Origin of the sequence: Salibacterium halotolerans (assembly GCF_900115625.1) — a bacterium.
In the GTDB taxonomy this organism is placed as follows: Bacteria; Bacillota; Bacilli; order Bacillales; family Marinococcaceae; genus Salibacterium; species Salibacterium halotolerans.
Genome location: NZ_FOXD01000007.1, coordinates 127,901 through 143,279, shown reverse-complemented (window position 1 = coordinate 143,279; position 15,379 = coordinate 127,901). Strand labels below are relative to the sequence as shown.

The 15,379-nt window shown below is 51.4% G+C and carries 13 protein-coding genes; 5 read left to right on the top strand and 8 right to left on the bottom strand.

Annotation, left to right across the window (positions count from 1 at the left end; translation table 11 throughout):
- Positions 1–124 precede the first annotated feature (124 nt).
- Positions 125–1,312: a nitrate/nitrite transporter gene (locus BM124_RS08020; RefSeq protein WP_093336622.1), complete on the top strand. Its 1,188-nt coding sequence runs from the start codon at positions 125–127 to the stop codon at positions 1,310–1,312.
- A 62-nt stretch (positions 1,313–1,374) separates the two neighbouring features.
- Here the strand turns inward: BM124_RS08020 and BM124_RS08015 are convergent, their stop codons facing one another.
- A complete protein-coding gene (locus BM124_RS08015; RefSeq protein WP_093336620.1) occupies positions 1,375–1,830 on the bottom strand; it encodes a hypothetical protein in 456 nt (151 codons plus the stop codon).
- A 43-nt stretch (positions 1,831–1,873) separates the two neighbouring features.
- The gene (locus tag BM124_RS08010; RefSeq protein WP_093336619.1) at positions 1,874–2,482 is read right to left on the bottom strand and encodes an RsiV family protein; all 609 of its coding nucleotides are present in this window, start codon (positions 2,480–2,482) and stop codon (positions 1,874–1,876) included.
- Positions 2,483–2,578: 96 nt separating this feature from the next.
- On the opposite strand from BM124_RS08010, the gene BM124_RS08005 reads away from it, so the two are divergent.
- A complete protein-coding gene (locus tag BM124_RS08005) occupies positions 2,579–3,202 on the top strand; it encodes a CAP domain-containing protein (protein ID WP_093336618.1) in 624 nt (207 codons plus the stop codon).
- A 35-nt stretch (positions 3,203–3,237) separates the two neighbouring features.
- On the opposite strand, the gene BM124_RS08000 is transcribed toward BM124_RS08005, so the two are convergent.
- Positions 3,238–3,960: a DUF421 domain-containing protein gene (locus tag BM124_RS08000; protein ID WP_139217090.1), complete on the bottom strand. Its 723-nt coding sequence runs from the start codon at positions 3,958–3,960 to the stop codon at positions 3,238–3,240.
- Positions 3,961–4,139: 179 nt separating this feature from the next.
- Here BM124_RS08000 and BM124_RS07995 point away from each other — a divergent pair, with 179 nt between their 5' ends.
- Positions 4,140–4,670, top strand: coding sequence for a hypothetical protein (locus tag BM124_RS07995; RefSeq protein ID WP_093336616.1), 531 nt, complete (start codon positions 4,140–4,142; stop codon positions 4,668–4,670).
- A 113-nt stretch (positions 4,671–4,783) separates the two neighbouring features.
- Here the strand turns inward: BM124_RS07995 and BM124_RS07990 are convergent, their stop codons facing one another.
- Positions 4,784–6,109: a DUF2254 domain-containing protein gene (locus BM124_RS07990; protein ID WP_170841039.1), complete on the bottom strand. Its 1,326-nt coding sequence runs from the start codon at positions 6,107–6,109 to the stop codon at positions 4,784–4,786.
- Positions 6,110–6,200: 91 nt separating this feature from the next.
- On the opposite strand from BM124_RS07990, the gene BM124_RS07985 reads away from it, so the two are divergent.
- A complete protein-coding gene (locus tag BM124_RS07985) occupies positions 6,201–7,409 on the top strand; it encodes a DUF2515 family protein (RefSeq protein ID WP_139217089.1) in 1,209 nt (402 codons plus the stop codon).
- Here BM124_RS07985 and BM124_RS07980 read toward each other — a convergent pair.
- The 4 genes from BM124_RS07980 to metE form a co-directional block, all read right to left on the bottom strand.
- Entirely contained in the window at positions 7,391–8,590 is a 1,200-nt protein-coding gene (locus tag BM124_RS07980; protein WP_244504275.1) for a CynX/NimT family MFS transporter, read from the bottom strand. The two genes, BM124_RS07985 and BM124_RS07980, sit on opposite strands and share 19 nt — an antisense overlap.
- Before the next feature lie 90 nt (positions 8,591–8,680).
- Positions 8,681–9,718 (bottom strand): ribonucleotide-diphosphate reductase subunit beta, encoded by a 1,038-nt coding sequence (locus tag BM124_RS07975; protein WP_093336610.1) that lies wholly within the window; start codon positions 9,716–9,718, stop codon positions 8,681–8,683.
- 26 nt (positions 9,719–9,744) lie between these two features.
- Positions 9,745–12,024: a ribonucleoside-diphosphate reductase subunit alpha gene (locus BM124_RS07970; RefSeq protein WP_093336609.1), complete on the bottom strand. Its 2,280-nt coding sequence runs from the start codon at positions 12,022–12,024 to the stop codon at positions 9,745–9,747.
- 47 nt (positions 12,025–12,071) lie between these two features.
- Positions 12,072–14,351, bottom strand: coding sequence for a 5-methyltetrahydropteroyltriglutamate--homocysteine S-methyltransferase (gene metE / locus BM124_RS07965; RefSeq protein WP_093336607.1), 2,280 nt, complete (start codon positions 14,349–14,351; stop codon positions 12,072–12,074).
- Between the two features lie 350 nt (positions 14,352–14,701).
- Between metE and BM124_RS07960 the strand changes: the two genes are divergently transcribed.
- Positions 14,702–15,283, top strand: a complete 582-nt coding sequence (locus tag BM124_RS07960) for a DNA-3-methyladenine glycosylase (protein WP_093336605.1) — start codon at positions 14,702–14,704, stop codon at positions 15,281–15,283.
- Positions 15,284–15,379 lie beyond the last annotated feature (96 nt).

Genomic DNA, 15,379 nt, shown 5'->3' with positions numbered 1-15,379 from the left:
AAAACATGCACCGTAAATACAGATTTTTTGATAGAAAACCTTCCTACTTCCCTTACAGCGCCGGAAAACTGTGGCAGACTCTACAGGTAAAGAGCCGGGCAATAAAGGAAGGAGGGATCCGGCGATGGTACAAAAACGTGCTGGAGGAAGTCTGCTGCTTTTGACGACGATTGGCATGACGGTGGCTTTTATGGTGTGGGGGGCGTTTTCTCCGTTAATTAATCAAATCGGGGAAACGTACAACTTGTCCGCCACGGAAAAAAGTGTACTCGCCGCGGTGCCGGTGCTGCTTGGGTCGGTGATGCGGGTGCCGCTTGGGATTCTGACGGAAAAGTACGGAGGGAGGAAAGTCTATACGCTGCTGCTTTTGTTTCTGATTCTGCCGCTTGCTGCGGCGGGATTTGTGGATTCGTACGCAGCGCTTCTCGTCTGTGCTTTTTTCCTCGGGATGGCCGGCACATCGTTTGCGGTATCGATGACGTTTGTATCGAAATGGACATCGAAAGAAAAACAGGGGACCGCGCTCGGCATCAATGCGCTTGGAAATGCGGGAACGGCCGCGGCCAGTCTGGCGCTGCCGATGATTGCGCTTGCCGCGGGGCTCGAGTGGGTATTCTGGTCGTTGATTCTGCCAATTGCCGCGATGGCGGTGCTCCTCTGGTTTTTCACACCGGAAACGCCGAGCGCGGACACGTCCCGCACGGTAAAAGGAGAACTGTCGGTGCTTGCGTACAAACACACGTGGACGCTGTCGCTGTTTTACTTCGTCACGTTCGGCATCTTTGTGACGTTCAGCGTGTACCTGCCGACGATGCTCATCGATGTGTTTGACTTGTCGGCGGTGGATGCGGGACGGCGGACGGCCGGGTTTATCATACTCGCCACGTTCATCCGCCCGCTCGGCGGGTTTGCTGCGGATAAAACAGCGCCGGGCCCTATTCTGGCAGGAGTGTTTCTTGCTGTGGCGGCAGGAGGATCCGGAATTGCCATCGGAGGGCAAAACATGGTACTTATGACGGCCGCCAGTCTGCTGCTTGCGGCGGCGTCCGGGATTGGAAACGGTGCTGTTTTCAAGCTGGTTCCGAGTATTTTTCCAAGTGCGACCGGAACGGTCACCGGCATAGTTGGTGCAGCCGGAGGCCTCGGCGGATTTTTCCCGCCGATCCTGCTCGGTGTCGTGCGCGACATGACCGGAGCCTACGCCATCGGATTTGTTCTCCTCGCTGTCATGAGCACCGCCTGTTTTCTTGTGAACCAAAAAGCCTTTCAAGACGCTGAAAAAGAACAGAATTTGAAAGAAATACGCGCTTGAAAAACACGAAAAAATCCGAACGCAGGGCAAGCCCCGCACGTTCGGATTTTCTTTTTGATACGCTACGCCCTGGTGAATCCTTCTTTTTCGAGAAAGTCGGCGGCTTCGGGATACGTGTTGAAAGCTCCTTCGAGCTCCAGCCCGGCGTAGATGTTCCAGCCGCCGTCTTCTTTCATGATAACGAGCACTTGGTCGTTTTCATTCGTCCATTCTTCCATTGTCATTTCTTCCGGGTCTTCCTGCGGTGACATCGATTCAATCGCCGCGGCGACGATTTCGCGCAGCTCCTGTGCGCTGTATTCGCGGATGTTGACCATCCCTTTTTCATCGGTTTTCATGCCGTGGATCTGTCCGGCATAGACGAAACCGTTACCGTTTGGATGGAGGTGGTAGACGACATTTTTTTTATCAATCACGCTGTCTTCATAGTGATAATTCACCCGGCCGAGCGATACTTCTTTCATCGTCAATTCCGGGAAGGCATTGAGTATTTCCATTTTTTCTTCGAATGTAAGCATAGAACCTCCAGATGTACTTGTCGTGTCGCCTTATTATATCACGTCAGCCGCTGCTTAACATCACTCCAAGCGGTGAAGAATCCTGAACATCCTCCTGCAGGGCGTATCCGGATATGGGAAACATCGGAAATCCGACGTAGCCCGGCGTCATCTCATATTCATCAAAATAAATCACGAGGCTTTTGTCCGCGAGATAATATTTCTGATTGGGCCCGATTCCCGGGAACCCATCCAGAAGGGGAATGTCCCGCTCCTCGATCTGCGCTTCGATCAACCGGTTCACTGCCTTTTCCCAGCCGCTTCCGGGTTTGAACTGTTCGGACAGCGCATACACCTTGTCGCGCGACACATCTGCCGTCACGGAATCCATGTATTCCACCGGGTGGGCTAGATTCGGGGCGTTTGCAAACAGGGAAAACGTGAAACTGACGATGCAGTCCTGATTGTTTTTGACTTGATATGTTCCCTTCACTTCTGTCAGACCGGGCTGATAGTACCCGTCCTGCTGCAATGTGCGGAACATGCCGTACACACGGGAGAATATCTCCTGATTAACGACATTTGATCCTGGGTGGACAATCCACGGAAAAAATACCGGCTCTTCCATCAGGCGGTACGTCTGAATAGAAGCAGGAAAGTCACATATTTTCAAAAATACCACTCCTTTTTCGGCCTGCACGATTAAAAATGTGAAGGCTGGTCCATAGTAATAGTAGTTTATTCATCGTATGAGCCAAGGAGGGAGTTCATGAAAGGTATTTTAGGTACAAGCACAGCATGCCTGCTGCTTTTGGCAGCGGGGTGCCAGCAGCAGGACGATCAGAGTGCAGGAGACAATAAACCTTTACAGATTGTTGATGAAGAACAGGAAGAAGGCGCCTTGCCGTTTGATATGGTTCCAGAAGCAGAAGAAGAGTCGGAAATTCAAAGAGAGCAAAACAATAGAGAGGTGGAAGAACAGGAAAAACAGAACGCGCAGCAGGGACAGCCGCGCAGCGGAAATGTGAAAGCAGAAATCGTCGCTCTTACCAATGAAGAACGTACGAAAAGAGGGCTCGAGCCGCTCCAGGAAAATGAAACGGTAGCGGAGGCGGCGCAGGCGAAATCCGAAGACATGGCAGCCAATGATTATTTTGCCCATGAGTCACCGACCTACGGATCTCCGTTACAGATGCTGAAAGAATACGGGGCCGATTTTCAGGCGGCAGCCGAAAATATCGCTGCCGGTCAGACGACTCCGGAACAGGCGGTCGAGGGCTGGATGAACAGTGAAGACCACCGCAAAAACATCCTGAATGAGGAACTCACCCACATCGGCATCGGCTATGAAGAGAATGGACACTACTGGACTCAGATGTTCATTGAAAAATAACACCAAAAACCACCTGCAGCGCCTCAGGTGGTTTTTTAATGCAGAACAGGCGGTAAGGAGAGGGTATCAGCATAGTGCAGGGATACGTGAAGCTGGTTTTCCGGGTTCAACGAAGCAAAGAACACATCGTTGATATCTGTAACGCCGCGGGTTTCGAGTTCCTGCAGCAGCCACGATTCATCCACGTTCTGACGGCGGAGCACCGGCTCTTGAATGACGCCTTCTATTATGACCGGAAAAGCAATCGCCGAAGACTGCTTCACATACGGCGTATCTTCGATGGTGACCGTGGATTTGGCCGGCTTTTTCAACACACTCAGGCTGCCGTTGGCTTCAACGACCGCGGTTTCTACGTCTGCTGCGTTGAAAATATCCTTTTCGCGGAGGGCCTCGAGCACATTATCGACGGAATAGCGTATTTTTTTCAGGTTGCTTCGGATAAACGTCCCATTTTGAATGACGACGGTCGGCTTGAAGGTGATGTATTTTCCAATCGTTCTGTTTTTCATTTTCAAAAGCGCCACACCCCGTTGCAGCAGCGCAATGAGAACGACGGCGGCGGCTGTGTGTATGTGCTGGATATTTGGGTCGGCAATATCGGCGCCGACGACGGAACCAAGCGTCAGGACAATCAGAAAGTCAAACACGGGAAGCTCCCCGATGGCGCGTTTTCCCATGAACAAAGCCATCAAGAGAAGCAGAGGAAGGATCGTAATGATGCGCCCGGCCACGGTTAAAAGTTCAGTGATCGTCTCCACACCCTTTCCCCCTTTTTTGATGTAGTTTTCTCCTTTCTGTTTCTATTATTCCATTTCTTTTGTAATCTTTTTGTATTCAAAATGTAATATTATTTTAATTTTACGTTTAAGGATGTAACAAAAAAGGAACGCAAGTAATAGAACGACAGAGACGAAAGATTTTTAAGGAGGAACGAATCATGTTAAAACAAAAAATTTCCCGTATCGTAAAACGAACGTTGATTGGAACAGCCGTTATTGTGGCAGCTTCTTCTGCTGGTGGAAGTGCAGCGGCAGCGGGCACCGATACGTCCATGAACTCGTTTTCCCTGAATGACCTCATCCGCACTTATTATACAGATAGTCAGGAGATTACTTCCGACCAGACCGAAGATTTAAATATTGGATTAAATACGATAGAAGGTAGGAAGGGATTTGACGAGAAAAGCAGCACGCTTTCGATGCCGGTGGAGGAGATGTTCAGCATAGACGATACATCCTATATCAATGAAACGTCCGGCGACCTTGTTCTTCGTGTCAGCAATCCGGACGTCGTGCGTCTCGATGAAAACGAAGAGGCGTTGACCAAAACGTTGCAGCCGGAAGGTCCGCTTTCCGCCCATGACATCACCCTGCACGCGGCATCCAAGGGTGCTGCCATGGTGTACCTGAATGTGAAACACAACGGAAACACTACCACCCTCGGCACCGTCGAAGTCGAAGTACGGTAAAAACATCCTGGATATCATAGAAACAAAAAGACCTTGCAGAGGCAGGGTTTTTTTGTATATAGATGGTTCGTACAGGTACTCAGGTGCGTTTGGATCATGAAATGACGGCCGGATTACAGCGGCTGGAACTGGTGACGGTGCCCGCAGATGGAGGCGAGCGTCCGTAGTTTGTGGTTCAGGTGTTTCCGGTCCAGCGTCAGCAGATCTTCGCGCTGCACCCCTTCCATCACGTACTCGGTGAATTCCCAAATGATGCGTTTCACGTCATCGGAGTTGGCATCGGCAATCAGAATAAAGGCATCCAGCGCAGCTGACAGCACCGCCAAATCCTGAAACCCGTACTGCCGAATCTGATGAAATGACGTGTACAGGTAATCCGAAAAGGAGGGCTGCTTCATCATCAGGCGCAGGTCTCCCGACGTATCGTAATGAAATGTGCGGGGCAGCTGTTTGCGGCCGAGACGGGCAAGGATTTTGCCTAGATTTCGGATGCAGGCAACGGCGGTGTTCGGGTCATTGATGCCGGGAGAAAGAGCGCGGAGGGCAATTTCCACGATTTTTACCAAAGCAAGCTCGATCGTGTCACTCGATGATTTTTCCGCACCAAGGGTGAGAAAGGGCCGGTAATGCGCGGGATGGATCTGTTTGTTATGTTCCCACACCGACAGAAACGGCGCCCCCTGCTCGATATAATCACTTACCTTTGCATTAATCCGCACGATACAGTCGTCACGGGCTGCCCGCCGCACGAGCCCCGGCGTATCGATATGCTGAATATAACCCGCTTCCGCGGCACGGACCGCTTTTGGCTCCACCGTTTTAATATCCTCACTTTCCCAGTCTTCCCACGGCGCAGCCGGAATGTGTGACTGCTCATCCGGCAGTTCTTTCTCTATTTTTTCCATCGTATCTTTGGTGATGTAGTGCAGGAGGCTGCTCACCTGAATCCAGCTGGATACGTGATGGATGAAAAAAACAAACATAAACACGCAGATAATCGCAAAAAATACAGCCAGGGACGGAGAGAGAAAGACATCCTCTTCTTTGCCGCGCAGAAACAACAGAAGCAAGAGCGAGTAGATGATTCCGGCTGTAAAAAAGGCGAGCACCCGCTGTGTTTTCGCGTCACTGATGAAATTCTGGAGCGTCCGAGGCGAAAACTCGGAAAGATATGTTGTTAAAACGACAAGAATCGTAGAAAACGTGATGGTCGTCATCGTAAGCAGGGCCGCTGATATCGCGCCTAAAATCGTCCGTGATAAATCCAGGGGTATAAACAGCGCACCCGGAATCCAGCCGGACGCAGCCTGCGGCAGAAACCGGGAGTCAAGGTACACACTGAGCACGGCCAGCACGCAGGCACCTATCCCGTAAAGGGACGGAACATAGAGAAAATTCGACCGGATGTTATGAAACAGACTCCGCAGCGACAACACCATCACCACCTCCATCCATCAGTGTCTGCAGCGGAGCAGTCTTTTATGCCGCTGCATTGCCTGTGGAAAGTTATTAAAAAAGGTGGGGACGCAGGTGAGTATAGGAGGGCGTTTGATTTATCCGATCGAATCCAAGTCGAAGAGCCTGATTCGTAACATAAGGGCGTCACGCCGCGGGGAAATGTTTCGGCTGGAACCGGACGTACGCGGGGACATCCACCGCGGGCTGGAACGTGGTATCCGGACACGCGGGGAGTACTCCGGAGAAGAAAGAGACATTATCGCACGAGTAAAACAGCAGACGAGGGAGGGGGCGCGTAATAATGTGACCCGCACTGAATGCTACCGCCGCATGTATCTTCAATACGAAGAGCTGCACTGGGCGATGCTCGCACACATGGTTTCGCGTAACAGCGGCTGGTGTATGACCGACTTGAAAGGAGAGTGGCTGCCGCGGCTGCTGGCAGAAGAAACACGCCGTCATCTGTTTGATTTCTATGAAACGGCAAATGTTCTCATTTTTCAGGATGCCTATCCGCAGCTTCTGTTGTATGAAGAAAGCAGACGCCGAGGACGGAATCTGTTCCACCTGCTTCCGGCTTTTTATGTCTCACGGTTCATGCAGCCGTTTTGGGATCATTTCTGGATGCACCGCGATCCGGTACCGCTTACGATAGCGCTCATTATCAATGAGCAGCATTACATCGAAAAACGGGTGATGGAGCATGAGTGGTTTCAAAAACGGGTCCTGAGGACGTTTCCGTTTATCACGCAGGAGCTCTTGCAGATGACGCAGGTTGTGTTTCCGTACCGGGAGGAAAAAAGCATCCGTCTCGCCGGGCTGACGCTCGAACATTTTGCCTCGTTGTCCGAGCGGATCAAAGCCGGCAGACAGATGTATGCAGTTCTTTTCGGGGTAAAAGAGGTATATGACGGGTCAAAAGCATGGATGAAAGAGGTGCCTCATTCCGGATCGCGCCGGGATTACTGGCCCGGTCTGTTCACCACGCGGGGGCGCACGAATCGTCTGAACGAGCGGTTGATTGCAGGTAAAATCAGAAAGGACGCACCGCTCTTATACAGTCCGGAACTCGGTATGGTCTGGCCGGACAGGGAGCCGCGCCGTGTCCGGCGGCAGGATTGGTTCACGTCCGCGTCGGTGCTGCACTGGGTGAAAACACCGCGGATCCCCTTTGCTTTCGATATGACAGGGGAGTATTGTTTCGGACTGAATAAACTGGAACGGCTTGCCCTTCTAATGAAGCCATTCAAAAGGGGCGTTCATCAGGAGGACAAGATATAACGATCTTCCCCCGCTTTCGTTCCGGTCCAGAACATGGCAGCTGTGACGACGATAAAAATGACGATAACGGACGTCCAGCTCTGGTACATATCAAACAGCACACCAGCCGAGAATGGACCAACGGCAGCGAGAAGATAGCCAAGCGACTGAGCCATGCCTGAAAGACGGGAAGCCTGCGAAGCTGTCTGCGCCCGCAATCCGAGCAGGGTTAAGGAGAGACTGAGTGCTCCTCCCTGCGCCAGCCCGAACAAGATTACACAAAGGACAAGCACTGGAACAGAGCCGTGAATGAAAAGCCCGGCCAGGCCGGCGGTGTAAAGAATGCTGATCCCGGCCACAATCCCTTTCTGGTGGGGAAGCCGTGCGGCGAGCACCGGAATAAAAAACGACAACGGCAGGCTGACGAACTGCATGAGAGAAAGCAGCCATCCGGCGGCAGCGGCATCCATGCCCCGCGCCTGCAGGATTTCGGGAAGCCACGTGATCAGGCAGTAAAATAAAAATGATTGCAGCCCCATAAAAAAGGTGACCTGCCAGGCGAGCGGTGAGCGCCATACGGGCGTTTCCTTTTCTTGTTGGGCAGCCCGGCTGCTCTGGTCCTGTTTCACTTTGAGCTGCGGGAGCCAAAGCAGCAGGGCGGGTACACAAAGAAGTGCCCAGGCTCCGAGCGAGATATTCCAGGGCAGGTCGAGTCCGTTCGTAAGAGGAAGGCTCAACCCGGAAGCAGCACTTGCAAAAAGCACCATGGATGTGGTGTAGACCCCCGTCATCGTTCCGACGTGCTGCGGGAAACGTTCTTTGACGACGCCTGGAAGCAGCACATTCCCGATCGCAATACCGCCGCCGGCCATGGCGGTTCCCGCGTAAACGGCGGGGAGCACGCCGGCTGCGCGCAGCACGATACCAGCGGTGAGAAGCAGGAGTCCGGCGTAGACGATCTTTTCTTTTCCAAACCGCTGTCCGGCTGCCGGAGCAAGGGGGGAAAGAGCGGCAAATGCCAGCAGCGGCAGGGTGTTCAACAGACCGGCGGCTCCGTTTGAAATGCCGGTGTCCCCGCGGATGATGCCGATAAGCGGTCCGACGGATGTAATCGCCGGACGCAGGTTAAAGGCTATAAAAACAATGCCGAGAATCAGCATCACGTTCTGCGGTGTTTTCCAAGGGTTTCGTTGTTCGTTCATAAGTATCTCCATCCTTTTTATGTTACCAAAAAAGAAAGAGGCCGGTACCCACCGGGCCTCTTTCGCAGGAAGGCAGAAGCACTGCCTCTATTACAGGGAATCAAAGTCGTTGTCGGAATCGACAAGGTTGTAGTCGGTGACAGTCGTTTCAAAGAAGTCGGCCTTGCCGGTCGTGTTGTCGTTGTACACGGAAATCCAGCGCATTGGATTTTTCTTGTGACCTTCGAAGACATGCTCGAAACCGAGCTCTTTGATACGCTTATTAGCCATAAACTTAATATAGCTTTCCAGCTCGTTGGAGTTGATGCCTTCAATTTTGTTGCCGATGATGTAATTGCCCCATTTAATCTCGAGTTCGGCTGCACGCAGGAACGTGTCATGCACGAACTGGGCGAATTCATCGGTGTTGAGTTCCGGGTTCTCCTCAAGCGTTTCTTTGAGGATGTTGCAGAACAGCCGGACGTGCAGCTGCTCATCACGGTTGATGAAGTTAATCATCTTGGCGGTGCCGAGCATTTTTTCGTTGCGGGCGAGGTTGTAGAAAAACGCAAACCCGGAGTAGAAAAACAGTCCCTCGAGAACCACGTCGTACACGATGGCGCGGATGAAGTTCTCTTTTGTCGGATTTTCCGTAAATTCGGTGTAGCCGTCGGCGATAAACTTGTTACGCTCGAGCAGCACTTCATCGGTCTTCCAGTACTCAAAAATCTCTTCCTGTGTTTTACTGTCGGTCACACTCGAGAGCACGTAGGTGTAGGATTCGTTATGAACGACCTCCTGGAATGCAAGCACCGACATGAGCGCGGACAGACTGGAGTCCGTCAGGTAGTCGGCCACCTTCGAGGAAAAGTCGGTCTGTACGCTGTCCAGAAAAGCAAGCAGGCCGATGATTTTGTTAAAGGCTTCGCGTTCGTCTTCGGTCAGTGTTTCGTACTGGTTTTTATCGTTAACAAGTGGAACTTCATCCGGAATCCAGAAGTTTCGCAGCATGTTCTTGTACATCGGGTAGGCCCATTTACGGGCGGTGTCGTCCCAGTTCAGGATGTTGGAACTGCGTCCATTAATGATACCGGTGGATTTGTTCGGTGCCTGGGTATCATAGAGTTCGCGTTTATGAATAGTCGACATGTCTTATGCTCCTTTCCGGCGTTGTGTCAGCTTTCGCAGCTTTCGCAGTCTTCCACAACGGACGAGGTTGATCTCGTATAGTACGTCGTTTTCAGACCGGAGTTCCACGCCTGCATATGCAGGCCGAGCAGGTCTTTGGCCTTGATACTGCGTGGGATGTAGAGATTAAAGCTGACAGCCTGATCAATATGCTTCTGCCGGGCGGCGTTCTGCTTAATGCTCCATGACTGATCGAGGTTGAACGCTGATTTATAGTACCAGATCGTTTTGGAACTGATGTCCGGCGCTGTGACAGGGGAGCGGAAGCCTTTTTTCTCTTCCACGTGTTCCTGCCGGAAGACCGGATCAATGCTCGCGGTGGAGCCGGCAATCAGGGACGTTGTGGCGTTTGGTGCCACCGCAATCAAATAGCCGTTGCGGAGTCCGTTTTCCTGAATGGATTCGGAAAGTTCGCGCCACGCGTCGTCGGTCCAGCCGCTTTCTGTTTGGTACGTACGTTCAAGGTGCTGCCCGGACTGCCATTCGCTTCCTTCAAAAAGAGGATAGGCCCCTTTTTCAATCGCAAGGTCGCGGGATGCTTTCAGTGTCAGGTAATTGATTTTTTCGTACAAACGGTCGGCAAGTTCGACGGCTTCGTCTGTCTCCCAGCTTATTCCCTCCAGGGCAAGCAGGTGATGCCAGCCGAATGTGCCGAGACCGACAGCGCGGTACCGTTCGTTTGTCCAGCGTGCCTGCAATACGTCAATGGTATTCAGGTCAATGACGTTATCCAGCATGCGGACCTGAATCGGCACGAGACGTTCGAGCACATCTTCACGCACCGATTTGGCAAGGGAAATCGAGGAGAGGTTGCAGACAACCATGTCTCCAGGGGATTTCTCCGTAATAATGGTTCCTTCTTCGGTCAAGTATTCTTCTTTTACCGTCGTCGGGCTCATGTTCTGCATGATTTCTGTGCAGAGGTTGGAGCTGTATACGAGGCCGGCATGCTTGTTCGGGTTGTCCCGGTTCACTGTATCACGGTAGAACATGTACGGCGTGCCGGTTTCGAGCTGCGACTTCATAATACGCTTCATGATATCGATTGCCGGCACACGTTCGCGGCTCAGGTCCGGATGATCGATACACTCCTGATATTTTTCGCGGAACGAACCGGCTCCTTCTTTCTCATCATAGAAGTCCTCAAGCGACCAGCCCATCACGGTCTGTACTTCGTGAGGGTCAAACAGGAACCAGTCTTCGCGGTTCTCCACTTTTTCCATGAAAAGGTCCGGGATGCAGGCACCAGTGAAAATATCATGGGTGCGCAGGCGCTCGTCACCGGTGTTTAGTTTTGCGTCAAGAAACTCGAAGATATCTTTATGCCATACGTCGAGGTAGACGGCGAATGCGCCTTGACGCTGCCCGAGCTGATCGACCGACACGGCGGTGTTGTTCAGCTGTTTCATCCAGCCCATGATACCGCCGGCAACACCTGTGTAGCCTTTAATGTCCGAGCCGCGGCTGCGGAGCTTGCCGAAATAGATGCCAACCCCGCCGCCGTTTTTCGACAGGTTGGCAACATCCGTGTTGGAATCGAAAATGTTTCGCAGGCTGTCATCGACGGTATCGATAAAGCAGGAACTGAGCTGGCCGGTGTTTTTGCCGGCGTTGGTGAGCGTCGGCGTAGCAACCGTCATGTAAAGGTTCGACAGCGCCCAGTACGCTTCTTTGACGAGCTCGAGACGCTTGGATACCGGTTCGTTGATCATCAGTTTCATGGCGATAATCATGAAACGTTCCTGCGGAAGCTCAAACACATGGCTGTTTTTGTCGGTAGCCAGGTACTTGTGGGCAAGCGTCAGAATCCCGACGTATGTAAACAGGTTATCCCGCTCCGGGTCGATGGCTTTTTCGAGTTCCATGATTTCTTCTTTGGAATAATCACGCAGCAGGGTCTGGTCATAAACACCTTTTGATCCGAGCACTTTCAGCAGCCCGTAAAGGGAACCGTATTTTTCGTCTGTGTCATACGCCCGATTTTTTGATGCTTCTTTATACAGCCGGCGCAGGTAGATGCCGGCAGCGACATACGTCCAGTCCGGTTCCGTGCGGTCAATCCGTTCGGAGGCATTCAGTGCCAGCAGATGGGTGATCTGTTCGGACGCATATGTGTCTTTGAATTCAATGTTGGTGATGACGTCATTTTTGAAATCGAGCACGGACAGAGTTGAGAAGCCGGCTGTTACGTCGTCGATGAAACGGCTCAGGCGCTCCCTGTCGAAAGGAAGTTCCCGGTTGCCGTTATCTTTTGTGATTACTGTCACTTTGATTCCTCCATCAATAAGGGGCCATAAAGCCGGCCCCTTTTGTTTTACTTGGTAGACATTTCGCGTGCTTTTCTGCTTTCTTGTGCCGCCTGGACCATGTTTTTCAGAGAATCGACCGTTTCCGGTGTATTTCTTGTTTTCAGGCCGCAGTCCGGGTTGATCCAGAACAGATCCGCCGGAAGCACGCGGAGAGCACGGTCAATCATTTCTTTCATTTCGTTAACAGAAGGAACGCGGGGGCTGTGAATATCATACACACCGAGTCCGATTCCTTTTTCATAAACGGCGGTTTCAAAGGATTCGATCAGCTCTCCGTGGCTGCGGGACGTTTCGATGGAAATGACATCGGCGTCCAGATCCCGGATCGATTCGATCATGTCCTGAAATTCGCTGTAGCACATATGCGTGTGAATCTGGGTGGACGGTTTAATATTGGACGTGGCCAGCCGGAATGCGGTCACCGACCAGTCCAGATATTCATCCCATTCCTCCCGCTTGAGCGGCAGACCTTCCCGTACCGCCGGTTCATCGACCTGGATCATGTCGATGCCTGCTTCCTCCAGTGCCTGTACTTCCCGGCTGAGCGCGACGGCAATCTGGTAGGACGTTTCTTTTCTTGGGATATCATCCCGCTCAAACGACCAGTTGAGAATTGTCACCGGACCAGTCAGCATACCTTTTACCGGTTTATCAGTCAACGATTGTGCGTAACGGGATTCCTCCACCGTCATCGGCTTATCAAACGTCACATCGTCGTAAATAATCGGCGGTTTGACGCAGCGGGAACCGTAGGACTGCACCCAGCCGTAGCTTGTGAACGCGAAGCCATTCAGTTTTTCCCCGAAAAATTCCACCATATCATTGCGTTCAAATTCTCCGTGTACGAGTACATCAAGGCCGATATCTTCCTGAAGATCAATCCACTCCTTGATTTTGCCGCGGATGAATTCGTTATAGGCTTCCGGGCTTTTTTCCCCTCTGCGGAACTGCTGGCGCGCCACACGGACTTCTTTTGTCTGCGGGAAGCTGCCGATTGTTGTCGTTGGGAGAAGCGGGAGATCCCATTTCTCATCCTGGTACTTTTTGCGCTCGGCAAAAGGAAGCTCACGCTTGGACGGCAGCGATCCGCGTTCTTTCGTCAAGTCGGCGGACTGCTGGCGGTACGTCTTTGCGAATGTTTTCAGCGCTTCTTGATTATTTCCCACCACTTCTTCGACTCCGTATCCATTCAAAAGACTCGTGAGGGCGGCTGTTTCCTCCAGCTTCTCATCCGCGAAGGAAAGGGCGCCGTACAGGACGGAATCGAGCTTTGTTTCCAGTGTTTTTGTGACTGGTACGTGAAGCAGGCTGCAGGACGGCTGCACCATTTTATCCGATTCAGGGGCATGCGCATCGATCTCTTTCAGCAGTTCTTCTTTTGCTTTCAGATCGGCGCGCCAGATGTTGCGTCCGTCGATCACGCCCGCGGCAAGTGTCTTGTCTTCCGGGAATCCGAATTGTTTCAGAGCGGCCATGTTTTTTTCGTATCCATGAACAAAATCCAGCCCGATACCGGCAACCGGCAGGCTCGTTATCTTTTCGTAAAAATGAACACCTTCAAAATAAGTCTGAAGCAGAATGGAAAGCTCCGGCACATCTGCGGCGAACGTCTCGTAGATGTGCTGTACAGAGCGGACTTCCTCTTCGCTTATTGTCGGAACGAGTGATGGTTCATCGATCTGTACCCAGGAGGCACCGGCTTCCTGAAGCTGCTGCAGCACGGTTGTGTACAGCGGAAGAAGCTGTTCGAGTTTTGCGTTGAAGTCCGCAGCGTCATAGCCTTTGGACAACTTCAAAAGCGTGAATGGTCCGATAAGAACCGGCTTTGTCTCCAGCCCCAGTTCCTGTTTGGCTTCTTTGTAGTCCTGAAGCGGTTTGTTTTCGTGAAGGGAAGGGATAATATTACCGAGTTCCGGTACGATATAATGATAATTGGTGTTGAACCATTTTGTCATTTCACACGCCGGCGCTTCGTCTGTACCGCGCGCCATGTTAAAATACGTCTGAAGTGTATCTGTGCTGCCCTGAAACCGCTCAGGAATCAAACCGAACATGACAGCTGTGTCCAGAATGTGGTCATAATAGGAAAAATCGCCGACAGGAACCAGGTCAATGCCTTTGTCCTTTTGTTTCTGCAGGTACTCGAGTCGCAGGTCTTTCATCGTCTGCAGAAATTCCTCTCTGCCGATTTTTTCCGACCAAAAACTTTCCAGTGTCCGTTTCCATTCACGATTTTCCCCGAGCCTCGGATATCCGGGGGTGCTGCTGGTCCAGGTAATTCCCATAACGCTGCCTCCTTGATAAATGAAAATGTTCATAATAAAGATAAGAGCCTTAAAAAACAGGTATTTTTACCATACGACGGACGGGAGAAACGTAAGTAAAAATACCCGGCCGGATATGTAGTGTCCGACACCTGTCTGTCCCCCTGCAGACCTGTAGGCGTCCAATCATAGACAACCGTTCTTTCTTTCACTGAAAAATGATAAAATAATGGGTGTCTATTACCGTCATATCTCAATGTTTGTAGACAAACTATATCGCTTGTGCTCCTTTCCTGTCAAGGGCGCTTAAACCGCATATATTGTGCCGGAAATCTTGTTAAATACCAACATGTACGAGGTGAAGCGTGATAATGGAATGTCGTGATGTCGAAAAAATTTTTTATGGATCAACGTTGCAGGTGGCCCAAAATCTGCTTGGCTGCCTGCTCGTCAAAGAAACGAAAGATGGAAAAGCGGCAGGGAAAATTGTAGAGACGGAAGCCTATTTGGGAGAAGAAGACCGGGCGGCGCACAGTTTTGAAAACAAACGAACAAAGCGTACAGAAATTATGTTCCACGCCCCCGGGCATGTATATGTATTTGAGATGCATACCCATTGCCTTGTGAATGTTGTCAGCGCACCTGCGGGAGTACCGCAGGCGGTGCTTATCCGGGCGCTTGAACCCGTGGAGGGTATTGATCTCATGCGTTCACGGAGAAAACGGCCAAAAGACATAGAATTAACAAACGGCCCGGGTAAATTAACGAAAGCGCTCGGCATTACAATGGAAGATTACGGCCGTCATTTCTCCGGAGAAACGCTGTATATTATGAAAGGAAAAAGGCCGGAGGAGATTTCAAGCGGTCCGCGGATAGGAATTGAGAATACAGGAGAGGCTAAGGATTATCCGTACAGATTCTGGGAAACAGAAAATCGGTTTATTTCAAAGTAGAACTGGGTACCACGTATGTGGCCGTCACGTAATGGTATGCCATTCTCAATTAGTATTTGTGATTAAGAATGAAAGCAGTAAAGCGTTTTCTTTTCA